The organism is Arthrobacter sp. 10L424 (assembly GCF_056395325.1).
Genome location: NZ_JBFTJH010000004.1, coordinates 25,523 through 49,409, shown reverse-complemented (window position 1 = coordinate 49,409; position 23,887 = coordinate 25,523). Strand labels below are relative to the sequence as shown.

23 protein-coding genes and 2 riboswitches are annotated in these 23,887 nt (G+C 68.1%); of the genes, 10 read left to right on the top strand and 13 right to left on the bottom strand.

The window, feature by feature from the left end; all coding sequences use genetic code 11:
• Positions 1 to 54: 54 nt before the first annotated feature.
• A complete protein-coding gene (locus AC1DC5_RS09950) occupies positions 55 to 1,428 on the bottom strand; it encodes an FAD-binding oxidoreductase (protein ID WP_476865029.1) in 1,374 nt (457 codons plus the stop codon).
• A gap of 347 nt (positions 1,429 to 1,775) precedes the next feature.
• Between AC1DC5_RS09950 and AC1DC5_RS09945 the strand changes: the two genes are divergently transcribed.
• The 4 genes from AC1DC5_RS09945 (at position 1,776) to AC1DC5_RS09930 (ending at position 5,787) form a co-directional block, all read left to right on the top strand.
• Positions 1,776 to 2,519 (top strand): alpha/beta hydrolase, encoded by a 744-nt coding sequence (locus AC1DC5_RS09945; protein ID WP_476865122.1) that lies wholly within the window; start codon positions 1,776 to 1,778, stop codon positions 2,517 to 2,519.
• Entirely contained in the window at positions 2,519 to 3,379 is an 861-nt protein-coding gene (locus AC1DC5_RS09940; RefSeq protein WP_476865028.1) for a DUF1295 domain-containing protein, read from the top strand. The genes AC1DC5_RS09945 and AC1DC5_RS09940 overlap by 1 nt, the downstream gene beginning before the upstream one ends.
• A 1-nt stretch (position 3,380) precedes the next feature.
• The gene (locus AC1DC5_RS09935; protein WP_476865121.1) at positions 3,381 to 4,265 is read left to right on the top strand and encodes a lysophospholipid acyltransferase family protein; all 885 of its coding nucleotides are present in this window, start codon (positions 3,381 to 3,383) and stop codon (positions 4,263 to 4,265) included.
• A gap of 73 nt (positions 4,266 to 4,338) precedes the next feature.
• Positions 4,339 to 5,787 carry a short-chain fatty acid transporter gene (locus AC1DC5_RS09930; protein ID WP_476865027.1) on the top strand — a complete coding sequence of 483 codons (1,449 nt, stop codon included), beginning with the start codon at positions 4,339 to 4,341 and terminating at the stop codon, positions 5,785 to 5,787.
• A 71-nt stretch (positions 5,788 to 5,858) separates the two neighbouring features.
• Here AC1DC5_RS09930 and AC1DC5_RS09925 read toward each other — a convergent pair whose 3' ends face one another.
• The 3 genes from AC1DC5_RS09925 to AC1DC5_RS09915 form a co-directional block, all read right to left on the bottom strand.
• Complete coding sequence (locus AC1DC5_RS09925) at positions 5,859 to 6,857, bottom strand: GNAT family N-acetyltransferase (protein WP_476865026.1); 999 nt, start codon at positions 6,855 to 6,857, stop codon at positions 5,859 to 5,861.
• Positions 6,858 to 6,859: 2 nt separating this feature from the next.
• Positions 6,860 to 8,245 carry a glycine--tRNA ligase gene (locus tag AC1DC5_RS09920; protein WP_056432683.1) on the bottom strand — a complete coding sequence of 462 codons (1,386 nt, stop codon included), beginning with the start codon at positions 8,243 to 8,245 and terminating at the stop codon, positions 6,860 to 6,862.
• A 257-nt stretch (positions 8,246 to 8,502) separates the two neighbouring features.
• Positions 8,503 to 9,471, bottom strand: a complete 969-nt coding sequence (locus AC1DC5_RS09915) for a DMT family transporter (RefSeq protein WP_476865025.1) — start codon at positions 9,469 to 9,471, stop codon at positions 8,503 to 8,505.
• 33 nt (positions 9,472 to 9,504) lie between these two features.
• Here AC1DC5_RS09915 and AC1DC5_RS09910 point away from each other — a divergent pair, with 33 nt between their 5' ends.
• Positions 9,505 to 9,741, top strand: coding sequence for an RNA-binding S4 domain-containing protein (locus AC1DC5_RS09910; protein WP_441405566.1), 237 nt, complete (start codon positions 9,505 to 9,507; stop codon positions 9,739 to 9,741).
• Between the two features lie 75 nt (positions 9,742 to 9,816).
• Here AC1DC5_RS09910 and AC1DC5_RS09905 read toward each other — a convergent pair whose 3' ends face one another.
• Positions 9,817 to 10,467, bottom strand: coding sequence for an alpha/beta hydrolase (locus AC1DC5_RS09905; RefSeq protein ID WP_476865024.1), 651 nt, complete (start codon positions 10,465 to 10,467; stop codon positions 9,817 to 9,819).
• A 70-nt stretch (positions 10,468 to 10,537) separates the two neighbouring features.
• Here AC1DC5_RS09905 and AC1DC5_RS09900 point away from each other — a divergent pair, with 70 nt between their 5' ends.
• The 3 genes from AC1DC5_RS09900 to AC1DC5_RS09890 all read left to right on the top strand — a co-directional run bounded on the left by AC1DC5_RS09900 (position 10,538) and on the right by AC1DC5_RS09890 (position 13,276).
• Positions 10,538 to 11,413 carry an SGNH/GDSL hydrolase family protein gene (locus AC1DC5_RS09900; protein ID WP_441405568.1) on the top strand — a complete coding sequence of 292 codons (876 nt, stop codon included), beginning with the start codon at positions 10,538 to 10,540 and terminating at the stop codon, positions 11,411 to 11,413.
• A gap of 30 nt (positions 11,414 to 11,443) precedes the next feature.
• Complete coding sequence (locus AC1DC5_RS09895) at positions 11,444 to 12,553, top strand: winged helix DNA-binding domain-containing protein (RefSeq protein ID WP_476865023.1); 1,110 nt, start codon at positions 11,444 to 11,446, stop codon at positions 12,551 to 12,553.
• 96 nt (positions 12,554 to 12,649) lie between these two features.
• A complete protein-coding gene (locus AC1DC5_RS09890; protein WP_476865022.1) occupies positions 12,650 to 13,276 on the top strand; it encodes a hypothetical protein in 627 nt (208 codons plus the stop codon).
• On the opposite strand, the gene AC1DC5_RS09885 is transcribed toward AC1DC5_RS09890, so the two are convergent.
• The 3 genes from AC1DC5_RS09885 to mmsB all read right to left on the bottom strand — a co-directional run bounded on the left by AC1DC5_RS09885 (position 13,263) and on the right by mmsB (position 16,377).
• Positions 13,263 to 13,823: an isochorismatase family protein gene (locus AC1DC5_RS09885; RefSeq protein WP_476865021.1), complete on the bottom strand. Its 561-nt coding sequence runs from the start codon at positions 13,821 to 13,823 to the stop codon at positions 13,263 to 13,265. The genes AC1DC5_RS09890 and AC1DC5_RS09885 overlap by 14 nt on opposite strands.
• Before the next feature lie 137 nt (positions 13,824 to 13,960).
• Positions 13,961 to 15,445 carry a CoA-acylating methylmalonate-semialdehyde dehydrogenase gene (locus tag AC1DC5_RS09880; protein WP_476865020.1) on the bottom strand — a complete coding sequence of 495 codons (1,485 nt, stop codon included), beginning with the start codon at positions 15,443 to 15,445 and terminating at the stop codon, positions 13,961 to 13,963.
• 29 nt (positions 15,446 to 15,474) lie between these two features.
• Positions 15,475 to 16,377, bottom strand: coding sequence for a 3-hydroxyisobutyrate dehydrogenase (gene mmsB, locus AC1DC5_RS09875; RefSeq protein WP_476865019.1), 903 nt, complete (start codon positions 16,375 to 16,377; stop codon positions 15,475 to 15,477).
• 202 nt (positions 16,378 to 16,579) lie between these two features.
• On the opposite strand from mmsB, the gene AC1DC5_RS09870 reads away from it, so the two are divergent.
• On the top strand, positions 16,580 to 17,485 hold the full coding sequence (locus AC1DC5_RS09870) for a LysR family transcriptional regulator (RefSeq protein ID WP_476865018.1): 906 nt from the start codon (positions 16,580 to 16,582) through the stop codon (positions 17,483 to 17,485).
• Positions 17,486 to 17,526: 41 nt separating this feature from the next.
• On the opposite strand, the gene AC1DC5_RS09865 is transcribed toward AC1DC5_RS09870, so the two are convergent.
• The 5 genes from AC1DC5_RS09865 to AC1DC5_RS09845 all read right to left on the bottom strand — a co-directional run bounded on the left by AC1DC5_RS09865 (position 17,527) and on the right by AC1DC5_RS09845 (position 22,877).
• Complete coding sequence (locus tag AC1DC5_RS09865; RefSeq protein WP_476865017.1) at positions 17,527 to 17,994, bottom strand: SRPBCC domain-containing protein; 468 nt, start codon at positions 17,992 to 17,994, stop codon at positions 17,527 to 17,529.
• Positions 17,995 to 18,135: 141 nt separating this feature from the next.
• Positions 18,136 to 19,518, bottom strand: coding sequence for an MFS transporter (locus tag AC1DC5_RS09860; protein ID WP_441405575.1), 1,383 nt, complete (start codon positions 19,516 to 19,518; stop codon positions 18,136 to 18,138).
• 161 nt (positions 19,519 to 19,679) lie between these two features.
• Positions 19,680 to 20,015 carry a mycothiol transferase gene (locus tag AC1DC5_RS09855; protein ID WP_441405607.1) on the bottom strand — a complete coding sequence of 112 codons (336 nt, stop codon included), beginning with the start codon at positions 20,013 to 20,015 and terminating at the stop codon, positions 19,680 to 19,682.
• A 15-nt stretch (positions 20,016 to 20,030) separates the two neighbouring features.
• Positions 20,031 to 21,194: a homoserine O-acetyltransferase MetX gene (gene metX / locus AC1DC5_RS09850; protein ID WP_441405576.1), complete on the bottom strand. Its 1,164-nt coding sequence runs from the start codon at positions 21,192 to 21,194 to the stop codon at positions 20,031 to 20,033.
• 11 nt (positions 21,195 to 21,205) lie between these two features.
• A riboswitch (SAM riboswitch) is annotated at positions 21,206 to 21,321 on the bottom strand.
• Positions 21,322 to 21,503: 182 nt separating this feature from the next.
• Complete coding sequence (locus AC1DC5_RS09845) at positions 21,504 to 22,877, bottom strand: bifunctional o-acetylhomoserine/o-acetylserine sulfhydrylase (protein ID WP_441405577.1); 1,374 nt, start codon at positions 22,875 to 22,877, stop codon at positions 21,504 to 21,506.
• 5 nt (positions 22,878 to 22,882) lie between these two features.
• A riboswitch (SAM riboswitch) is annotated at positions 22,883 to 22,998 on the bottom strand.
• 204 nt (positions 22,999 to 23,202) lie between these two features.
• Between AC1DC5_RS09845 and AC1DC5_RS09840 the strand changes: the two genes are divergently transcribed.
• Complete coding sequence (locus tag AC1DC5_RS09840; protein ID WP_441405578.1) at positions 23,203 to 23,841, top strand: VOC family protein; 639 nt, start codon at positions 23,203 to 23,205, stop codon at positions 23,839 to 23,841.
• Positions 23,842 to 23,887: the final 46 nt, after the last annotated feature.

Below are 23,887 nucleotides of genomic sequence, written 5' to 3'. Positions count from 1 at the left end.
TTACGGGGTTCCGCGGCTCCGTCCGGACCCATGACGGGGCGGGACCCCGCGAGGCTACGCCGGCAGGATGTTCTGGTTCACGTGGAAGAGGTTCTGCGGATCGTACTTGGCCTTGACCTCCCTCAACCGCTTGTAGTTCGGTCCGTAGTTTTCCGCGACCCGGGGCTGGTCGTCGCCGTCCATGAAATTGATGTAACCCGCTGTCTCTGAGTACGGCTGCAACGCGGCCGCGTAATCCCGGACCCAGGCGATATTCGCCTCGGTGTCGCCTGCATCCTCCCAATGGCACGCTATGACCGGGGAGAACCTGGCGTTCCTGTTGGGGAACGCTGTGTCCGTGGCCCCCACCCGGTGCACGGCCCCGTCGATCGGATAGATATGCACGGCGGTCTGGACGGTGGGCACCCGGCGGCCGAAGTCCAGATGGGCGCTGATGGCTCCGTCGTTGAGTTCGGTCAGGAAGGCCGCTTTCCAGTAGGCCAAGAGCCCCTTGGGATACATCCCGTCGAAGGCCGAGTTCAAGGCCGGATAGGGCATCGGCCCCACCATGGACCCAGCCAGCGGAGCAGCGTCGAGGAATGGTTGCCAGCGGGCCGGCCCCTCTGCCGGGTCGCCCGTCCACATGCCGACCACAATGCAGACGGGCTTCCCGTGCCATTGCTCCGGGAGGAACGGGACCGGAGGCCCCTGGTGGAAGGCGAGGAACGCGCCGAACTCTTCAGGCGCTGCCGCCATGTGGTCACGATAGAACTTCGCGACCGTTTCGGCGTGCTCCGCGGGGTAGATGACAATGCCGGCGTGGACCATATCCACCGGGTGCAGGCGGAATTCCAGCGAAGTCACGACGCCGAAGTTCCCGCCGCCGCCGCGCAGCGCCCAGAAGAGATCCTCGTTCTCGCTCTCACTGGCCGTCAGAAACTTGCCCTCGGCGGTGACCACATCGGCCGAGAGGAGGTTGTCGCAGCTGAGTCCGTACTTGCGGTCAAGGTAGCCGATGCCGCCGCCGAGGGTTAGCCCGGAAACCCCGGTCGAGCCGACGATGCCGCCTGTGGTCGCGAGCCCGAAGGCATGTGTGGCGTGGTTGAAGTCCGCCCACGTTGCGCCGGCCTCGGTCCTGGCTGTTTTGCCGGCCGGATCGACCCGGACCCCACGGGTGTGGGCAAAGTCGATGACCAGGGCCTCATCCGCCGTGCCAAAACCCGGCCCGCTGTGGCCGCCGCCGCGGACGGCCAGGGCCAGGCCGTTGTCCCGGGCGAAGTTGACGCCCGCAATCACGTCTGCCACCTGGGACACCCGGACCACTGCTGCCGGCCTTTTGTCGATCATGCCGTTCTGCACTGCCCGCGCCTCGTCATAGTCCGCATCGCCGGACGTGATGACCTGCCCGCGGACCTGCTCGCGCAGGCTATCGAAGTTGGTTCCATTCATTTTCTGTGCCGTCGATTCGTCGTGATTTCCGACCCGGACGGTGGTTTGTGCTCCCAGCCGGCATGACGCCCGGAGGTTTACGAGCACAAGGCTTACTCCTCCGCCCGAGGCCCGTCAAGAGGTCCGGACCTGCGCCCGGTCGGTCCGGCTCGCGGAACGCAGGCCCGGAACGCTTTCCCGCCCCATCTTTCTCGGGCACAGCTCCGAATGTCCTGTGGACATGTCCCCCGCGAAACGGGGGAAAGTGCCCGCCCCTTCGGGGGGGGAAAGCTTGAACCGCGGGCACCGCGCCCTATGGTTGGAATTGTCGGATGAGATGTGGAGGACACAGCGTGGCCAGACGCAAGATGGACGACCGTGAACCTGCGGCGGCGGGAGCCGGGGCGGATGCCAGGGCCGTGTTGAGCATTGCCGGAGCCATCGGGGAAACCCGAGGCGTCGCCCTGGTCCTGCACGGCGGCCGCGCGGACAGCTACGAATCCGTCCGCGGAACGCACCTCAGCCCCGCCCGGATGCTTCCCTTCGCCCGGGCCCTCCGGCGTGCCGGCCGACGCGATGGGCTGGCCGTCTGGACGCTCCGGAACCGGTACCGGGGCTGGAACGGGAAGGACATGTCCCCTGTGCAGGATGCCCGCTGGGCCCTCTCCCGCATCAGCCGCGAACATCCGGGAGTTCCCGTCTATCTCCTCGGCCACTCGATGGGCGGCCTGACCGCGCTCTGCGTCGCCGACCACCCGCAAGTGGAAGCCGTCGTCGCCCTCGCGCCCTGGCTCAACGGCGAAACCCCGGTGAACCGCGTGGCCGGGCGCCGCATCCTGATCGTCCACGGCACCGACGACCGCTGGACCAGCCCCGCGAACTCGCTCGCTTACGCACGCCGGGCCGACGGCGTCGCGGAGTCCGTGGACTACGTCGCCCTCAAGGGGGCGGGACACTTCATGTTCCGCCGGATCAGCCTGTGGAACTCACTCGCGACCGGCTTCATCCTCGACGCCTTCGCCGGCAGTTCAGGCCGCAACATCCAGGGCCGCGCCGACACGTTCCGCAGCCTCCTTCCCGCGGCCGGCGCCAGCCTCCCGGTGGTGCTGTGATGCCGGACTTTCCGCTGAACGCCTTCCTGGCCAGCCTCCCGTGGGTGGCCACGGGGCTTGTTGTGCTGCTGGCCGTCACCTACGCCGTGGCCGTCCGCCAGAGCCGCCACTCGGTCATCGACACCGTCTGGGGCCTCGGCTTCGTCGTTGCGGCCTCCATCTCCTGGTTCCTCTCGGCCGGACACGGCGACGGCGGCCGTCGCCTGCTGCTGCTGGCGCTCGTGGCGGTCTGGGGCATCCGCCTTGCCCTCCACATCGGCCTCCGGGCCCGCGGCGGCCACGAGGATCCCCGGTACGTGGACATGCTCTCCTCCGCCCCCGGGTCCCGCAACATCTACGCGCTGCGCAAGGTCTACCTGCCGCAGGGCGTGATCCTGTTCTTCGTCTCGCTTACCGTCCAGGTGGGGATGTTCAGCACCGGGGGCCTCGGCTGGCTGGCCTGGCTGGGCGTCATGTTCTGGGCGGTCGGCTTCGTCTTCGAGACGGTCGGCGACTGGCAGCTGGCACAGTTCAAGAACGACCCCTCGCGGCGCGGCACCGTTCTCGACACCGGGCTCTGGCGCTACACCCGCCACCCGAACTACTTCGGCGACGCCGCCGTCTGGACCGGAATCTTCCTCGTCGCCGCCGATTCGTGGCCGGGCGTGCTCACCGTCCTGTCCCCCGTGCTGATGATCTGGCTGCTCGCCGGCAAGTCAGGCAAGCCGCTGACCGAAAAGGCCATGTCCGCCCGCCCCGGCTACAAGGAATACGTGGAATCCACCTCGGGGTTCCTGCCGTTGCCTCCGCGCCGGCCCCGCAGCGCCGGGCACCAGCATGGCAAGCACCAGCAAGGCAAGCAGCAGCCGGGCGGCCGCTGAGATGCCCTGGCGCCCCCAGCCCAGCGACCGCTTCTACCGCGTCATTGTCCGCACCGGGCTGGCGCTGCGCCGGCTGTTCCGGATCCGAGTCATCGTCACCGGGCAGGAGCACCTCCCGGAACCTGGCAGCGAGACCCTCGGCGAACTGGGCAGCCAACCAAGCAGTCAACCAACCAGCGATGCCTCGCACCGCCCGCCGCACCGCTCATCCCGCAACGCTGTCCCGGGCACAGGCGCCGTCGTCGCGATCACGCACTTCGGCTACCTCGACTTCGCGTTCGCCGAACTGCTGCTGTGGCGGCACGCCAGGGTCCAGATGCGCTTCCTGGTCACCCAGGGCGCTGCCGACCACTGGTTCGCCGGACCCGCCATCAGCGCCGCCGGGCACGTCGTCGTCGGCTATGACACGGGAGCGCACGCCTACGACGCCGCCGTGCAGAAGCTCCGCGCGGGTGAATACGTCGCGATCCTGCCGGAAGCCGGGGTCAGCCGCAGTTTCCGGGTGCGCGAATGCAAGACCGGCGCCGTGCGGATGGCCGCCGAAGCCGGCGTGCCGGTCATCCCGGTCTCCGTCTGGGGCGCCCACCGGCTGATGACCCGCCGCCACGGCTTCTCCCCGGCCCGCGCCTGGCGCGCCCCGGTGCGGATCCACGTGGGCGAACCGGTGACCGTTATCCCGTCCCGGGACGCCGCGGCGGCGACCGAAGCGCTGCGCACGGTCCTCCAGTCCGGGATCGACGCCTGCATCGCGGACTTCCCGTTGCAACCGGCTCCGGGAGCGTGGTGGATGCCGGCGGAACTGGGCGGCGCGGCCCCCAGCGAAGCGGAACGGCGGCGGCTGGACGAGGCCGAGGGCCCGCGGCGCGCAGGCGGCCGGCGCCGATAAGCCCGGTTACCGCGATCGTCTTGACTAAACTCCATCGGGTACAAAATCGCACTCAATGGAGAGGTCCCACTCTGTGGCAAACACAGTCCTGACGAAAAGCGGAATCGGCGAAGAACGCGGTCTCGCCCGAATAGCCCAACGGATGGCGGCGTGGACCGAGAAGTGGTTCCCGGACGCCTACATCTTCGCCCTCGCCGGCGTCATCATCATCGCCCTGGCCGCCCTGGCCATCGGCGCCTCACCCCAGTCGATCGCCGATTCCTTCGGCAACGGATTTTGGGACCTGACCGCCTTCACCTTGCAGATGGCCATGGTGGTGCTGACCGGCTACGTCGTGGCGACCTCCCCGCCCGTGGCGAAGCTGATCAACCGGCTGGCCCTCATTCCCGCCACCGCCCGCACCGCCGTGAGCTTCGTGGCGATGATGTCGATGTCGGTATCCTTCCTCAACTGGGGCCTCAGCCTGATCTTTGGCGGCCTCCTGGCCCGGGCCATCGCCCGCCGCAAGGACCTGACCGTGGACTACCGGGCCCTTGGCGCAGCAGCGTTCATGGGCCTCGGCGCCGTCTGGGCACTCGGCCTGTCCTCCTCCGCGGCGCAGCTGCAGGCCACGGCTGCCTCGCTGCCGCCGGCCCTGCTGAAGATCACCGGCATTCTGGACTTCGGCACCACCATCTTCACCTGGCAGTCGCTGCTCACCCTGGCCATCCTGATGGCGCTCACCACGGTGATCGCGCACTTCTCGGCACCCCAGGGCGGCGCCATCCGCACCGCGGAGGATCTCGGCGTCGACCTTGACGACGAACCCAGCGAACCGGAGCCGCGCTCCCGCCCGGGCGAATGGCTCGAATACAGCATGATCCTGCCGATCCTGGCCGGCCTCCTGACGCTCGGCTGGCTGGTCTCGCAGTTCCTGACCAAGCCCTTCCTGACCGTGGTGAGCAGCCTCAACGGCTACCTGCTGGTATTCCTGATCCTCGGCCTGGTGCTGCACGGCACCCCGCGGAACTTCCTGCAGGCCGTCACCAAGGCCGTGCCGGCCACCGCCGGCATCCTGGTCCAGTTCCCGCTCTACGCCGCGATGGCCGCGATCCTGACCAAGGCCACCGGCCACGGCGGCATGACCGTTTCCGCGCACCTGGCTGAGTTCTTTACGGAGATCGGCAGCGGCGGCGGCTTCGCCGTCGTCATTGCGCTCTACACGGCCCTGCTGGGGCTGCTGGTCCCCTCCGGCGGCGGCAAGTGGCTGGTGGAGGCGCCGTATGTGATGCAGTCCGCCACCGATGTGCAGATGAACCTCGGCTGGACCGTGCAGATCTACAACATCGCCGAGGCCCTGCCGAACCTCATCAACCCGTTCTTTATGCTGCCCCTGCTGGCGGTGCTGCGGCTGCGGGCCCGCGACCTGGTGGGCTTTACGTTCCTGCAGTTCGTGTTCCACCTGCCGGTGGTGCTGCTGCTCGTCTGGCTGCTGGGGATGACGTTCGACTTCGTTCCGCCGGTGATGCCGCCGGCCAAGTAGCCTGCAACGCAACTGACCCGCAGCTGTGGCCTTTTTTAACGGCCACAGCTGCGGGTCAGTTGGGTTAAGTCCTAGGCGGGATCCGAGACAATGAGCGTTTCGGCGCCCTGGACGCGGGCCTTGCCGGTCTCCAGCAGGGGTTCGACGACGGCGCGCAGCGCCTCCATCGAATCGTCCAGTTCCAGCACCACGGGGTGCTGGAACGCAATCAGCGCCAGCAGGTCCCGGACAGCGGCCTGGGCCTCCTCCGCCGCGAGTTCAGGCTCGTGGCCCAGGAACACGTCGGTGGGCTGGCCGGACGCGGCCGCACCCTCCGCGTTGTCCCCGGCGGCAAGCTCCGCGTAGCTGATCGCAAACGCCTCGAGCCGGCCCTTCCGGCTGGCCGGCACACCCTGGCCGAAGGCGCTGGCCTTCGGGGCGCGCAGCACGATCGCGCCGTGTGCGCCGCTGAGCTCGTCCAGGAACAGCCGCTGGACCGTGCCGATGCCGAGCTCCCCGGGGCTGTCCCAGGTGTGCACGGCCGTGTAGTAGCGGCCCACGACGCCGCTGAGCTCCACCGAACCGGTGGCCAGGTCCTCGACCTGCTCGGATGCGGCAGCCTCGGAGCCGTCGCCGAAGACGGGCAGCCTGAGCGCCCCCGGCTCCACGACGACGAGCCGGGAACGCTGGATCGGGGCCAGGCCCGCCGCCTCGGCGAAGGCAGCGCCGGGGGTGCCCGGCTCCACCTTCGTGCGCAGTCGGGAAACGCCCGACGGCGACTGGGCGGCTTCGTGTCGCAGCATGGTCAGCAGGGTGGAGCCGACGCCGGTGCGCCGGTGGAGCCGGTCGACCTCGATGTAGGCCCAGAGCCGTTCCGGGTGCAGGGAGGCCTCGTGGACAACGCCCGCAGCGACCGGGATAGCCACGCCGTCGACGACGTCCTCGGCGACGATGCAGCGCCGCCATGGCGCGTTGCCCGAGGGCGCCAGGGTGCCGCGGAACTGCCGGGCCTGTTCGGTTTCGGGCCCGCCCCAGATTTCGAGCAGGGCGAGATCGTCGCCGTCGCGCCATTCACGGTATTGGATCGCCACGGTCAGGCGCCGATCAGCCGTGCGGCCAGGTAGCCCTCCACCTTGTCCAGGGAGACGCGTTCCTGGCTCATGGTGTCGCGTTCGCGGATGGTGACGGCCTGGTCGTCGAGGGTCTCGAAGTCCACGGTGATGCAGAACGGGGTGCCGATTTCGTCCTGGCGGCGGTAGCGGCGGCCGATGGCGCCGGCGTCGTCGAACTCGATGTTCCAACTCTTGCGCAGCTGCGCGGCGAGGTCCTTGGCCTTCGGGGACAGGTCCTCGTTGCGGCTCAGCGGCAGCACGGCCGCCTTGACCGGGGCCAGGCGCGGATCGAGCTTGAGCACGGTGCGGATGTCGACACCGCCCTTGGCGTTGGGTGCCTCGTCCTCGGTGTACGCGTCGATCATGAAGGCCATGAAGGAACGGGTGAGGCCGGCGGCGGGCTCGATCACGTACGGGGTGTAGCGCTCATTGGTGGCCTGGTTGAAGTAGCTCAGGTCCTGGCCGGAGGCCTTGGCGTGCGTGGACAGGTCGAAGTCCGTGCGGTTGGCGATGCCCTCGAGCTCGCCCCACTCGGAGCCGTGGAACCCGAAGCGGTATTCGATGTCCGTGGTGCCCTTGGAGTAGTGGCTGAGCTTTTCCAGCGGGTGCTCAAAGAAGCGCAGGTTGTCTTCCCGGATGCCGAGGCCGGTGTACCAGGACATCCGCTCCTTCATCCAGTACTGGTGCCACTGCTCGTCGGTGCCGGGCTCGACGAAGAATTCCATCTCCATCTGCTCGAACTCGCGGGTGCGGAAAATGAAGTTGCCCGGGGTGATCTCGTTGCGGAAGGACTTGCCGATCTGGCCGATGCCGAACGGGGGCTTCTTGCGGGAGGTGGTGAGGACGTTGCTGAAGTTGACGAAGATGCCCTGCGCCGTTTCGGGGCGCAGGTAGTGCAGGCCCTCTTCGCTGGCTACCGGGCCGAGGTAGGTCTTGAGCAGGCCGGAGAATTCCTGGGGTTCGGTCCATTCGCCGCGGGTGCCGCAGTTGGCGCAGGCGATGTCCTTGAGCCCGTTCTCGGCCGGACGGCCCTTCTTCTCCTCGTATTCTTCCTCGAGGTGGTCGGCGCGGTAGCGCTTGTGGCAGGAGAGGCATTCCACCAGCGGGTCGGAGAACACGTCGACGTGGCCGGACGCCTCCCAGACCTGGCGGGGCAGGATGACGGAGGAGTCAAGGCCGACGACGTCTTCGCGGCCGCGGACGACGGACTGCCACCACTGGCGCTTGATGTTTTCCTTGAGCTCGGCACCCAGGGGCCCGTAGTCCCAGGCCGAACGCGAGCCTCCATAGATCTCACCGGCCTGGAATACGAAACCCCGGCGCTTGGCGAGGGAAATGATCTGGTCGAGGACGGATTTTGCTGCCATGGGAACTCCACTTTCTACAGGGCCGCTGGGTGCGGTCCGCGGTCTTAGCCCCGGAACCCCGGCTGGTTGCCGGACGGGGCACTACCAAAACGCAAGAACTGGCCACAAAACTGCGCACACAACAACCACGCGCCCGGGTTCACGGGCCGGCTGATGGCAGTGCAGGAAGCGGCGCCTCCTAGCCTACCGGCCCGTCGGCACCCGGCGCCGCTTCAGGGTCACACCAGGGACACCGCTTCAGGGTCACCGCTTCAGGGTCAACGCTTCAGGGCGCCCTTCGGCCACGGCAGGCTTGCCAGCACGATCGCGGCGAGGGTCAGCAGCGTCCCGAGTACCGTGGGAAGCGCCACCACGGTGCCGGGCGCCGGGAAGACGAGGTCCAGCCCCAGGGAGCCCAGCAGCTGGCCCGCGATCATGCCGAGTCCCGTCACCAGGACGCCCAGGCTGCGGACCAGCAGGGCTCCGACGCCGATAAAGACGCAGCCCAAGGGTCCGCCAAGGTAGTACCACCATTCCCCCGGCAGCGCGTTGCCCGGTCCCGTGACGGCGGTCTTGACCAGCCAGGCGGCCCACAGCATGACCGACCCGGCGATGAAATTCATGAGTGTCGCGGCAATGGGCGTGCCGTAGTGCATGGCGGCGGTGCCGTTCATGGCCTGCTGGAAGCTCATCAGGAACCCGGCCAGCACGGGCAGGAGCACCGGCACCAGCAGCTCCCCCGGCCCGGGACCCGTGCCGGCGAAGCGCGGCGAGACGGCCCAGGCGACGGCGGCGACGGTCAGGATGCTGCCGATCACCCGGATCCCGGTGATGGACCTCTTGCCGGCCGGGCCGATCCCCATCCGGTCCACAAGCAGTCCGCTCAGGGTCTGTCCGGTCACGGTGGCAACGGTGAACAGGGCGACGCCCAGCAGGCCCACGGTGAACGACTGCGCGAAGACGAAGAACCCGCCGATGCAGCCGGCCAGGAGATAGTAGGGCGGGAATTTACGCTCCCGGACAGCCGGCAGGATCTGCCGGAGCCCGGCCCTGCCGCGCGGCAGTGCGAGCGATATCACAGTCATCAGGGCCAGTCCGGTGGTGAAACTCACGACGGCGGCGGCGATCCCGTCCGCGAGCGCCGCACCGAGGGCGCCGTTGATCCTGCCCTGGACAGGCATAAGCAGCCCCGCCGCCACTGCGAGGGGCAGCCCGGCGAGGAACGGAAGCCGGGGAGTATGGGTCATTCCTGCCACCTTACGTCAGGCATCATTGCTTGTATGAGCAACCCGGAAATCGAAGAGATCCCCATCCGCGACGACATGATCCGGCTCGGCCAGCTGCTGAAGCTCGCCAGCCTGGTCGAGGACGGTGTGGAGGCGGCTGAGCTGATCAAGGCCGGGCTCGTCAAGGTCAACGGTGAGATCGACGAACGCCGCGGCCGCCAGCTCCGTCACGGCGACACCGTGACCGTGAACGGCCAGACCGTGCGGATCAGCACCCCCGCCGGAGCCTAGCCCCCGGCATTCGACGCGGACGCACGACGCCGGGCGGAAGCCGCCGGCCGTCGTGGGGCGAGTTGCGCCGTGGGGCTACTTGGCCAGCACGCCGTGCGTGAGGAACTCGGAGACGTGCCCGATTTCCTGCTGGTTGATGCCGTGCCACATGCCGCTGTAGAGCACCTTGGTGAGCTTCACGTGCTTGCGCACCCAGCCCATGGTGAACTCGATCTTGTCCGGCGTGATGACCGGATCCTGCTGGTCGCGGCCCCAGAACACCGGCACCGTCCCGTCCAGTTCGGCGTCGCGGAAGCTGGGGTCGCCGTCGGCGTCGACCGCAAACCCGGACAGCCCGACGACGGCGGCGTAGTCCGCGGGCCGCCGCCGGAGCAGGGTGGTGGCCAGCGCCATCCCCATCGAAAAGCCCAGCAGCGTCACGGACGGGTGGTCCGGCCGGACCGAGTCAAGCCAGTCCTCTACGTACGAGGCGGCATCCTTGACCGCTTCCAGGGTGTAGTCGATCGATGCAGTCAGCGGGAACCAGGTAAAACCCGCACCGGACACCAGCGGGGCGCGCACCGAGGCCACCACGAATTCCTGCGGCAGCATGTCCGCCAGGCTCAGGAGGTCCTCTTCGTTGGCCCCGTAGCCGTGCAGCAGAACCAGGAGCGGCTTTCCGGCCCGCTCCTCCGCGGGCTTGGACCAGAGGACAACGGGGGCGGGGAAGGCAGCGGCGGAAGTCATGGGTCCATTCTTACAGTTACCCGAAGGTAACAACCTACGGTGGCGTAGCTTTGCAGGAACAGTGCACGATATGAAGGTGAGCGAAACCGAAGCCATGGAGAACTCTCCAGACAACGCCGTTACCCACCCCTGGACCCGCTATGTGGCCATGGGGGATTCCTTCACGGAAGGCATCGGTGATCCCGAACCGGCGAGTCCGGGCGGCCACCGGGGCTGGGCGGACCGCGTGGCCGAGGAGCTCAGCCGCGGCCACGAGGGTTTTGCCTACGCCAACCTGGCCGTTCGGGGCCGGCTCCTGCAGCAGATCGTGGACCAGCAGTTGGCCCACTGCCTGTCCCTCCGGCCCGATCTTGTGACGTTGTCCGCCGGCGGGAACGACCTGATCCGCCCCGGCGGGGATCCGGATGCCCTGGCCGAGAAGCTGGACTCGGTGGTGCAGATCCTCAGCCTGGCCGGCGCCACGGTGGTCCTCTTCAACGGCCCCGACACCGGTTCGACCGTGCTGGGCCGGGTGCGCAGCAAAGTGGCCATCTACAACGAGAACCTCCGCACCATTGCGGCCCGCCACGATGCGATCATCGCGGACATGTGGTCCCTGCGGCAGCTGAACGATCCGCAAATGTGGGATGCGGACCGCCTGCACTTCTCGCCGCTGGGCCACCACACCATTGCGGCCATGGTCCTGGATTCCCTGAACGTCGAGCACACCCTGGAACCGCTCTCCCCCAAGCCCCTGCCGCCCCGCAGCTGGCGGCAGGCACGCTCCGGGGATCTGGTGTGGGCGCGCGAACACTTTGTGCCGTGGGTGGTCCGCCGGCTTCGGCACCGGTCCTCCGGCGACGGCATTACGGCCAAGCGCCCCCTCCCCGGCCCGGTCTTCGGCCCCGGAATGCCGCTCGGCTCGGGCGAAGGCCCGCCCGGTGCCGAAGAGCCCGTGCGCTCCTGACCGCCGCAGCGCAGCGGCCGGAATGATGTGATGGACCCCGACGACGTCGTGCGGCTGCGGCTGCGCCATCAGCGGCTGCGCGAACCTTTCGCGCCCACGGCGGAGGACGCGTTGAAGAACCTGCTGGCGGTGCAGTCCCAGGAGTTCGCCTACGCCCGCTGGACGCTGGCCCAGCGCAGCGCGGGAACCACAGCAGCCGCGGTGGAGCAGGCCGTGTCCGACGGGACCATCCTGCGCACCCACATTCTGAGGCCCACGTGGCATTTTGTGCACCGGGACGATCTGCGCTGGCTGCTGGCGCTCTCCGCGCCGCGGATTCACAAGGGGAACGCGGGGATGTATCGCCGGACCGGGCTAGATGCCGCTGAGGCCGCGCAGAGCAACCGGGTGCTGGCCGCAGCCGTGGACGGCGGCAAGCACAAGACCAGGGAGCAGCTCGCCGAAGTGCTCCGGACAGCCGGCCTGGCCGCCGAGGGCCTCGGGCTGGCCTACCGGATCATGCACGCGGAGGCCAGCGGGGTGCTTGCCAGCGGGGCCCCGGTGCGGAGCGCGGGAGGCGCGCTGAAGCAGAGCTACGCGCTCTTTGAGGAGCGCGTTCCCGCCGCCCCGGCCTCGCTGCTGGAAAGGCCGGCAGCCCTGGCCGAACTCGTCCGGCGGTACTTCGCCAGCCGCGGCCCGGCGACGGACAGGGACTGCGCGGACTGGTCCGGACTGACCCTGGCGGACGTCCGGGCAGGGCTGCGGCTCCTGCAGGACAGCACGCCCGGGTCGCTGGAGACAGTACGGATCGACGGCGTCGACTTCCATGTTGCGCCGGAGGCTGCCGTCACGGCGGCCGCCAGCGTCCCGCCCCGGATCGATCTGGTCCAGTGCTACGACGAATACGTCATGGGGTACTCGGCGTCGCGGCATTATCTGGGCGGCGCGGCGCCGTTTGCTCCGGTAGCGGGCGAACCGGCCCATCTGGTTTTGCGGGACGGCCGGCTGGCCGGGGTGTGGCGGCACCGCTTGGTCCGCGGCCGCTGCGAACTGGATATCCGGCTGCGGATCAGGCCGGATCCCGAAACGGAATCCGCCATCAACCTGGCAGTGGCGTCGTACGGCAGGTTCCTGGGGCTGCCGGCCGTCCGTGCCGCATGACCACGCCGCTGCCCCCGGGCGGCCGGGCACCGTGGGGCACGTCAGACAGAGTGCGGGCGTTAAGCTGGAAGTACACTTCCTGAGAGGCCCGGTACCGTGAACAGTCTGTTCTTTTGGATCATCATTTTGTCATTCCTGATCCCGATGGCGATGCGCTACTACAAGAGGTCCATGCGGGGCAGGAACCAGAACCAAGGCATGCCCGGCGGCCCGGACCAGTTCGGGCAGTTCCCCGGCGGCCAATCCGGTTTCGGTCCCGGCCCCTATCCGGGGCAGCAGAACAAGCAGCCGCGCGACGGCATGACCCAACGGGACTATTTCGGGGCGTTCGGCGAGCTCGGCGCACCGCGGCAGCCCATGCCGCCGGCAAACCAGCCGTACCCAAACCAGCAGTACCCGGGCGGACAGGTCCCCGGCCAGTACCCAAACCAGCAGTACCCCGGCCAGTACCCCGTCCCCTATGAGGACAGCCCGGACTACCCCGGCAACCAGCCACGGCCCTTCCCGCAGCAGGACGCCGGGCAGTTCGGTGCCCCGCAGTTCGGTACCCAGCAGTCCAGCGCTCCCCCGCCTTCCGGGCCCGCCGTGCCCCCGCCGCCGTCCGCGGCAGCGCCGCAGGGATTCCGGGCTCGCAAGCTCGCGGAACTGGACCAGCGCTACAGCGACGGCGATCTCACCATGGAGGACTACATGGCCCAGCGTGCGGAGATCATGAAGGGCTAGCGAAGTCGACGTCGGCCGCGTTGACCGTTCCCGCCGTCCTCCCCGGGGCCTTGTGATATTGCCAGTACAAATTGGTGTGCGCCACCACCAGCTCCGGCGGCGGCGCGCCAAATTCGCTCAGGTCCTCGGTGGTGTGGGCGTCCGCGACCAGCGTGACATCGTAGCCGCGGGTGATACCGCCGTGGAGGGTCGAACGGATGCACTCGTCGGTCTGCGCTCCGGCCAGGAAGAACCGGCCGATGCCGCGATCGGCAAGCACAGACTCAAGGCCGGTCGCCTCGAACGCGTCGCTGTACTCTTTCGGCAGGAGGGGCTCCGACTCGCGCCGGGCGAGCTCCGGCACGTACGACCACGCGTCGCTGCCCCGCGGGAGCTCCTCGCTGCTGTGCTGGACCCAGACGACGTCGACGCCGGCGCCGCGAGCCTTCTCCACGAGGGCGGCGATGGTCGCGATGACGTCGTCGCGGCGATAGGCATCCGCGACGACGCCGAGCTGCATGTCGACGACGAGCAAAGCCGTATTGGGGCGGTTGATGAGCGTGGTCACAATGCCTCCTGGGTCCTGGGTGATCCTGCCAGCCCACTCTAATCCCCAAAACCCAAGCATCGCGGAGTCACTTACGGCCCAAAATCCAGTCGTGGATGGGCTGGGAGTGACCCCGCGTTGCTTTGGCGTGGGGGGGGCTAGTCGACCTGCGGGAAGCCGAGGTCGATGACCGAGGTGGACGGATCCGGCCAGCGGGTGGTCACTACCTTGCCGCGGGTGTAGAACCGGATGCTTTCAGGGCCGTACATGTGGGTGTCGCCGAAGAGCGAGCTCTTCCAGCCGCCGAAGGAGAAGGTGCCCACCGGAACTGGGATGGGCACGTTGACGCCCACCATGCCGGCCTCGACGTCGAACTCGAACTGCCGCGCGGCGCCGCCGTCGCGGGTGAAGATCGCCGTGCCGTTGCCGAACTCGTTGTCGTTGACGAGCTGGACGGCGTCGGCGTAGCTCTCGACGCGGACCACGGACAGGACCGGGCCGAAGATCTCGTCGTCGTAGACCTTCATGCCGGGCTTGACGTGGTCAACCAGGCTGACGCCGATGAAGAAGCCGTTGGAGTCGAACTGCTGGTCCCGGCCGTCCACCACCACGGTGGCGCCTTCCTCGGCCGCGCCGGCGACGTAGGAGGCGACCTTGTCGCGGTGCTCGGCGGTGATGAGCGGGCCCATCTGTGATGCCGGGTCCGTGCCGGGGCCGATCTTGAGCGTGGCCATCCGGGTGGTGATCGCATCGACGAGCTCATCGGCAATGTTCCCGACGGCGACCAGCACACTGACCGCCATGCAGCGTTCCCCGGCGGAACCGTAGGCGGCCGAGACGGCGGCGTCGGCGGCCATGTTCAGGTCCGCGTCGGGCAGGACCACCATGTGGTTCTTGGCGCCGCCCAGGGCCTGGACACGCTTGCCGTGGTCGGCGGCGCGCTTGTAGATGGACTGGGCGATCGGCGTCGAGCCGACGAAGCTGATGGCCTTGACGTCCGGGTGTTCGAGCAGGACGTCGACGGCTTCCTTGTCGCCGTGCACGACGTTGAGCACACCGGCGGGCAGGCCGGCCTCGGCAAAGACCTGCGCGATGAAGTTAGCGGAGGACGGGTCCTTCTCGCTGGGCTTGAGGAGCACGGTGTTGCCGCAGGCCAGGGCGCTGCCGATCATCCACAGCGGCACCATGGCCGGGAAGTTGAACGGGGTGATGCAGGCGACGACGCCGACCGGCTGGCGCACGGAGTGGACGTCGACGCCGCCGGCCACCTGCTCGGAGCGCTCGCCCTTGAGCGCGTGGGACAGCCCGGTGGCGAATTCGATGTTCTCCAGGCCGCGGGTGATCTCGCCCTCGGCGTCGGAGAGGACCTTGCCGTGTTCGCTGGTCAGGAGGGCGGCCAGTTCCGGCCGGCGCTGCATGAGCAGTTCGCGGACCTTGAAGAAGATGGTGGTGCGCTTGGCGAGGCTGGTGGCGCGCCAGCCGGGCAGGGCGGCGCGGGCGGCCGCGATGGCCTCCTCGACGCGGGCGGCGGAGGCCAGGGCGACCTCTTTCTCCTGCTCGCCGGTGGCCGGGTTGAAGACCGGGCCGTAGCGCTCGGCGTCGGAAATCAGGGCGCCGTTGATGAAGTGCGGAATGCGTTCCATGGTGGTTCTCTTTCTAAAAAATGTGGAGGCTAGTTGGCGGCGTCGAGGGAGCCGTCGACCAGCTTGACGATTGCGGAGCAGTCGGTGCCGGACTGGCCGGCGTCGATCAGGCGCTGGAAGAGCTGCTGGACGTGCTCGCCGATTTCCAGCGGGGTGCCGGTGTCCCGGGCCGCGCTGATGGCGAGTCCGATGTCCTTGTTGGCCAGCTCAGTGGTGAAGGTCGGGGCGAAGTCGTTGTTGGAGGCCGCGGTGGGGACCACGCCGGCCACCGGGTACCACGTGCGCAGCGCCCAGCTGTCGCCGGAGGAGACGGATGCGATGTCCCAGAAGACCTGCTTGTCCAGCCCGAGCCGGTCGGCCAGGACAGCGCCTTCGGCCGTGGAGGCCAGGTTGATGAAAAGCATGAGGTTGTTGCAGATCTTGGCGGCCTGGCCGGTGGTGGCCCCGCCGGTCGGGATGATGTTGGCGGCCATCGGCCTGATGTACTCGGTGGCCTCGGCCACGGCCCCGGCCTCGCCGCCGATCATGAAGGTCAGGGTGGCGGCCTTCGCGCCGCTCATGCCGCCGGACACCGGTGCGTCGACGAAGCGGAAGCCGGCGGCAGCGGCGGCGTCGTGCAGGGCCTGGGCGGAGGCGATGTCGATCGTGGAGGAATCCACCAGCAGCGTGCGGGTGTCCGCATGGGCCAGGACACCGCCTTCACCGAGGTAGACGGCGCGGGCGTGCTCGCCCTTGGGAAGCATGGTGAAGACGACGTCGGCGCCGTCGACGGCGTCGGCGATGCTCCCGGCGGGCTTGACGCCGCCCGCCTCTGCGGCGGCCACGGCCTCGGCGTTCAGGTCGAAGCCGCGGACGTCGTGGCCGGCCTTGGCGAGATTTACCGACATGGACCCGCCCATGTTCCCCAGTCCGATCCAAGCGATTACTGCCATGGCATAAGCTCCTTTGCTTTGCGTGTTCCTGCGCGTCGTTGCCGCAGGTCTTGCCGGTGCTGCTGATACGCGCCGTGCGCGCGTTCCGGCCGTTCACCGGAAGTTCCGTGTCCAGCATCACACCCTGTTACAGTGCAATCAAGGGGAAAAACTACAGACGGTATGTGCATGGATGCACATACCTTGATCCGAAGGAGTTCTGGTGGACTTAAGGCGGCTTCCGAGTCCCGACGATCTGCTGATCCTGCTGACCGTTGCCCGGCTGGGCAGGTTCAATGCGGTGGCGGAAACGCTCGGTACCACCCACACCACCATCTCCCGCCGGATCCTGGCCCTGGACAAGCAGCTCGGCGGGCGCACGCTGGAGCGGAGCCCGCACGGCTGGGAACTGACAGACCTCGGCAATGAGGCGGTGGCCGCTGCGGAGGCGATCGAGGAAACGCTCGGGGCGCTCACCAACCGGATCGCGCAGTCCGAAGACGTCCTCTCTGGCCTGGTCCGGATCAGCACCCCGGACGGCTTCGGCGCCGGCTTCGTGGCGCCCGCCCTGGTGCGGCTGCAGGGGGCGCACCCGCTGCTCAACGTCGAAATGCTCAGCGCCACCCGAAAGGTCAGCCAGAACCGGTCCGGAGTGGACCTCGAGGTGGTGGTGGGCAACCTGGACGTCAGCAATGCGCAGACCATCTTCCTGTCCAACTACTTCCTCCGGCTCTATGCGAGCCCGCAGTACGCCGGAGAGCACGGTCTGCCGGTGACGCTCGACGACGTCCGGCAGCACGGCTTTGTCTCGTACGTGGAGTCGGCACTGCAGGTCGCAGAACTGGGCCACCGTTCCACCCAGCTGCCCGTCCCGCGGTCCAGCTTCCAGGCCACCAGCATCTTCGCCCAGCTGGAAGCCGTCCGGCGGGGTGCCGGGATCGGCCTGCTGCCCAACTTCCTGGTGGTGGGCGACCCCACGTTCCTACCCGTGCTGCCGGACGACTTCCAGCGGCAGCTCCCCATCTGGGCGGTGGCACGGGCCGAGTCCCTGCGTTCGGCGCCGGTGCAGGCCGTGCTGGAGGCGATCCGGACCGAGATTTCCGCGCGCCAGGACGTGTTGGCGGGCTGAGCCGGCCAGCTGACGCGGTGCGGGGCCCCGATCCGGCAGATTCAGGAGTCGGCGATTCCGTTGTAGGTGGACCAGAAGTCGGCCAGCGAGAGCGGTTGACCCAGGAGCAGCGCTTCAAGGTAAAGAAGGTGTGTGTGCCAGCCGGGCAGGTAGTCCGCGGCGTGGTTTCCGAGCCCGTCGTGCTGCAACGCCAAGCGTGTCGACCTGCCGCCTGAAGTGAGCACAATCCTCACTTGCGAGAGAGGTTCGTCTGGGAACTCCCACGTCATGCCAAGAATCTGCGCCGCTTCACACTCTTGAATACGGCTGGTGCAGACATAGCCTTTGGCATGCTTAATCGTGATGGCGTTGCCGACGAGGAACCTCCCCGAGATCAGTTTCCCCAGCCAGTGCGGCAAAGCCTCAGGGCTGGTGAGCCCCCACCAGACGCGCTCCGCAGGCACGGCCATGGACCAGTTGTGGGTCACCCGCTGGTTCGCAGCGTGGAGCGAACTGTTGAGGAGTGGCATAACCGGAGCCTAGCGCAGTGGTGGATCGCTGCCGCAGGAGCGGCCTGTTGAATCGGCGGCGCAGACGGCAACAGCCCGGGTCCCGCAGTGCGGGGCCCGGGCTGTTGCCGTTGCTTCGTTGTTGCTGTCGGTTCTGCTTGCCTACTTCTTGGCAGCGGCGAGCAGGTCCGCGGTGCCCTGGGCATCCGCGGCGTCGACGTCGTGCAGGGAGATACCGCGGGTTTCCTTGAGGAAGAACACGGCCACCATCGTGACCACGCAGGCGCCGAGCAGGTAGATGGCCACCGGCGTCGAGGACTTGAACTGGCTGAGCAGGGCGACGGCGATGATCGGCGCCATTGAGCCGGCCACGATCGAGGTGACCTGGTAGCCCAGCGAAACGCCGGAGTAGCGCATCCGGGTCGGGAACATTTCGGCCATGATGGCCGGCTGGCCGGCGTACATGAGCGAGTGGAACAGCAGGCCGATGGTGATCGCCGCGAGGATGATGAGGTCGTTCTTGGTGTCCATCATCGGGAAGGCGAAGAAGCCCCAGGTGCCGCCCAGAATGGCGCCCGCCATGTAGACCTTCTTGCGGCCGAGGCTGTCGGAGAGCTTGCCGACCATGGGGATCACGGCGAAGTGGATTGCGTGCGCCACGAGCAGCAGGAGCAGGATCCGGGAGGTGTCCGTCTGGACGATGACCTTCAGGTAGGTGATGGAGAACGTGACCACGAGGTAGTAGAGGATGTTCTCCGCGAAGCGCAGGCCCATGGCGGTGAAAACGCCGCGGGGGTAGCGGCGGAACACTTCGCCGACGCCGTAGCCCTTCTTCTCTTCCGCGACTTCCTTCTGGGCCTCCAGGAAGATGGGGGCGTCAGTGACCTTGGTCCGGATGTAGTAGCCGACCAGCACGATCACGGCGGAGAGCCAGAAGGCCACGCGCCAGCCCCAGCTGAGGAAGTCAGCGGAAGACAGCGTGGCGGACAGCGCGAACAGCACACCGGTGGCGAGCAGGTTGCCCAGCGGAACGGCGGACTGCGGCCAGGAGGACCAGAAGCCGCGGGACTTGCTGGGGCTGTGCTCGGCAACGAGCAGGACTGCACCGCCCCATTCACCGCCAACAGCGAAGCCCTGGGCGAAGCGCAGGAAGACGAGGAGTGCCGGAGCCCAGTAGCCGATCTGCTGGAAGGTGGGCAGGCAGCCCATCAGGAAGGTGGAGACGCCCACCAGGATGATGCTGAGCTGGAGCAGCTGCTTGCGGCCGAACTTGTCGCCGAAGTGGCCGAAGACGATGCCGCCGATGGGGCGGGCAACGAAGCCGACGGCGTAGGTCAGGAAGGCGGCGATGATGCCGTCAAGTTCCGTGCCGGAGTTCGGGAAGAAGATCTTGCCGAAGACGAGGGTCGCCGCGGAGGCGTAGAGGAAGAACTCATACCATTCGACTACGGTGCCGGCCATGGAGGCCGTTACAACTTTCTTGAGGCCGGACGATTTGACGTCTTCCTCTTCCGGCCGCCTGGCGGCAGCGTTTTGCGTACTCATTTCGACTCCTTTGGCGTCTCCGTCGACACCCTATGGACCTCTGGGCAATGGATACCTGTGATTTGTGACACGGGCATCATTCTCAACGAGTATGGACGCTCAAGCCCCGGTCCTCAACGGCCATTAGTGCAGAGCGCATCTGCAAAAATGCACAACTGGCCTCATTCTCCGGTGCTTCCGTCCACGGATTCGCGCAGCAAATCGGCGTGGCCGTTGTGCCGGGCGTACTCCTCGATCATGTGGCAAAGGATCCACCGCAGGCTGGGCGCCCCGCCGTCGGGCCATGCACGGCGTGCCAGCGAGTCCGTCCCGCCGTCGGCGAGGGCCTCGCCCACGAGGGTGCGCGAGCGCACAGCGGCGTCCTGCCAGCGGGTGCGGAGCTCGCCGGCGGAGTTCCCGGCGGCCGAGGCAAATTCCCAGGGCGGTTGCCGGTCCTTCCTCCGGCGCCAGTCCGGGCCCGACGTCGTTCTGCCGGACCGGCGCGGCCCGTCCGGCAGAGTGCCGAAGTACGCCTAGCCGAAGAAGTTCTGCCGAAGCTGGGTGCTGAGCTGGCCGATCTCGGTCAGGAAACCGTCGTGTCCGATCGGCGCCTCGATGGTGTGGACGGCCACGTCCCCCGGCAGGGCGGCGGCGAGCGCCCGGGACTGGGCCGGGAAGTACAGCCGGTCCGAGTCGACGGCTGCCACCAGGAATTCCGCCGTGGCCGGGGCCAGGGCCTCCGTGAGGGCGCCGCGGCCGCGGCTGATGTCATGGCTCATGAGCGCTTCGGTGATGGCGATGTAGCTGTTCGCATCGAAGCGGCGGACCAGCTTGTTGCCCTGGTGGTCGAGGTAGCTCTCCACCTGGTAGCGGCCGCGGCCGGCCAGCGAGCCTGCTTCCAGCGGGGCCTCTTGTTCCTGGGCATTCCGGCCGAACCGTCCATCCAGCTCCGCGGCCGAGCGGTAGGTGATGTGGGCGATCCGCCGGGCCAGTGCCAGGCCTGCTTCCGGCTGCTGACCGCCGTAGTAGTCCCCGCCGTTGAAGTTGGGGTCCTGCCTGATGGCCAGGGTCTGGGCCTGGGCGAAGGCAATCTGTTCGGCGGTGCTGCTGGCGCCCACCGAAAACACGCCGCAGCGCCGGACCCGGTCCGGGTAGCTGACGGCCCACTCGAGTGCCCGCGCCCCGCCCAGTGAACCGCCCAGCACGGCGTACCAGCTGCGGATGCCCAGGGCGTCCGCCAGCCTGGCTTCGGCCGCCGTCGTGTCCCGCAGGGTGACCAGCGGGAAGCGGGACCCCCAGGGCCGGCCGTCCGGCGCCGGCGTCGAGGGTCCCGTCGAGCCGTAGCAGCCGCCAAGGATGTTGATAGAGACGACGAAGTACTTGTCCGTGTCCACGGGGGCGCCGGGTCCGGCAAGCTGCTCCCACCACCCCGGTTCCTCGCCGGCACCCCGCGTGACGTGGGTGTCCCCCGTCAGGGCGTGTTCGATCAGCACCGCATTGGAGCCGTCCGGATTGAGGGTTCCCCAGGTCTCATAGCCAAGGGTGACATCCGGCAGCCGGGCGCCGGATTCGAGGTCCAGGTCGCCAATCCGGAGGTACCGGACCGTTCCATCCAGGGCTGCATCACCCGGAACCGGGGCCTGGACGTGGGCGGTCGTGTTTACGGGTGCACCCTGGCGGGTGACGGCAATCGTCATGTGAGGACCTAACTTCGCGCTTGCCCACCGTCAGCTGACCGGCAGGCCAGGTCTTCACCCGGGGCACCCCGCCGCGAAAGGAGGGTTGCCGGCCAGCAAGCCGGGGCTGTCGCTGGCACTCATGACCTGCACTGAGCTTACGAAATGCGGCGGCGTTGTGGCGAAGATTGTGACGCCCGTGTGACAGCCACATGCGTCAGCACCGCAGTTTCCCCACTTTTGAAGGCCGTGGGCGGCGGGTCGCCCCGGAGTGTCGGCGACTCCCGGCCTCATGCCCGCAAAGGTGGGGAAACTCGGCGTTGACCTCGCTTAGGCGTCCTTGGCCGCCCGGAAGCCGGCTTCGAGGTCCGCGAGGATGTCGTCGATGTGCTCCAGGCCCACGGACAGGCGCACCAGACCGGGGTTGACGCCGGCAACGGCCTGCTGCTCCGGGGAGAGCTGGCTGTGCGTGGTCGACGCCGGGTGGATGACCAGCGAGCGCACGTCACCGATGTTCGCGACGTGCGAGTGCAGCTCCAGGGCGTCGACGAACCGCTTGCCGGCCTCCGCTCCCCCGGCGATGTTGAAGGCCACGACGGCGCCGGTCCCCCTGGGCCCGTACTTGCGGCCGCGCTCGTACCAGGGGCTCGACGGCAGCCCGGCATAGGCGACCGATTCGACGTCGTCCCTGGCCTCGAGCCATTCGGCGACAGCGGTGGCGTTGGCGACGTGCCGCTCCACGCGCAGGCTCAGGGTCTCGATGCCCTGGGCGATGAGGAAGGCGTTGAACGGGGATACCGCCGAGCCGAGGTCGCGCAGCAGCTGGACGCGTGCCTTGAGGATGTAGGAGAGGTTGGCGCCGAGGGCGCCGTCCTTGCCGAGGTCCCGGGCGTAGACCAGGCCGTTGTAGGTGGGGTCAGGGGTGTTGAATCCCGGGTACCGCTCCGGATCCGCGCCGAAGTCGAAGTTGCCGGAGTCCACGATCACGCCGGCGATCGCGGCGCCGTGGCCGCCGAGGTACTTGGTGGCGGAGTGGACCACGATGTCCGCGCCCCATTCGATCGGCCGGATGAGGTACGGCGTGGAAAGGGTGTTGTCCACGATCAGCGGCACCCCGGCCTCATGGGCCACCTGCGAGATGCCCTCGATGTCCAGGACGTCCTGGCGCGGGTTGGAGACCACTTCGCCGAAGAACAGCTTGGTGTTGGGCTGCACGGCGTCGCGCCACTGGGCCAGGTTGTCCGGGTCCTCCACAAACGTTACGAAGATACCGAACTTCTTCAGGGTGTGCGCCAGGAGGTTGTAGGTGCCGCCGTAGAGGCTGGGGCTGGCCACCACATGGTCTCCGGCCTCGGCGATGTTCAGGATCGCGAAAGTCTCCGCGGCCTGCCCGGAGCTCAGCAAGAGCGCCGCGAGCCCGCCTTCCAGGCTGGCCACGCGCTGTTCCACGGCGTCCTGGGTGGGGTTGCCGATCCGGGTGTAGATGGGAGCCAGTTCGGCGAGGGCGAACCGGTTGGCGGCGCTTTCAGCGCTGGGGAAGACGAACGACGTCGTCTGGTAGATCGGAAGCGACCGGGCACCGGTGGCGCTGTCCGGCTCCTGGCCGGCGTGGATCTGGCGGGTTTCGAAGGACCAGGCGTTGGACATCGGAGACTCCTTTGGGGACTGGGCACAGACTGCCCGGAGCTCCTTGGCCCGGGTCAACTCTGGCGCCGCGCTTGCCTTCCGGCGGGCGCCGGACGGCCAGGTCTTCACCCGGGGCACCCCACCGCGATACGAGGGTTGCCGGCCAGCAAGCCGGGGCTGTGCGCTGGCACTCATGACCTGACCCCAGTCTAGGAACGGGTTCCGGGCTCTGGATAGCTTTGTGACGAAGATGAAGCCGGGCGGCCGGCTGGCCCGGCCGGGCCCCCTGGTTCCGCGCAATGACGCGGAAAAGAGCACTTCGGGGGCACCCCGAAAATGACATCCCATCTCGGTTAGGCGAGCCTAAGCTGAGAGCCGCATCACAAAGTGCCAAGATGAGGTCATGCGCATGGATCACGTCTCTTACGCCTGTGAACAAGATGGCCTCGCTGCCACCACCGAACGAATTGCGTCTGCCCTCGGCGTCGAAGCCGTGAAGGGCGGAGTACACCCCCGATTCGGGACCCGCAACATGATCATCCCGCTCGCGGGACACAAGTACCTGGAGGTCGTGGAGGTCCTGAACCACCCGGCCTCCGACAAGGCCCCCTTCGGCCAGGCCGTCCGTGCCCGCTCCGAAGCAGGCGGCGGCTGGATGGGCTGGTGCGTCGAGGTTGACGACCTGGCCCCGTTCGAGGAGCGGCTCGGCCGCGCCGCCGTCAACGGCAACCGCAAGTTCCCGGACGGCCGCGAACTGGTCTGGAAGCAGATCGGCATCCTCGGGCTCATCGCCGATCCCCAGGTCCCGTACATGCTCAGGTGGGAAGGCGACCCGGAACTCCACCCGTCGAAGGCCTACGAGAGCCAGGTCAAGATGTCCGCCCTCACGATTGCCGGCTCCGCCGAGCGCGTCACCGAATGGCTGGGTGTTCCGGTGGAAAAGCCGCTGGAAGACGTGGCCGTGAACTGGATCGCTCCCCGCGGAACCCCCGGCATCCTGTCCGTCACGTTCGAGACGGCCTCCGGAGCCGTCACGATCTGACGTTTCACCGCCCCACACTTCGGCCGCCATCAGCGGGTGCCAATGA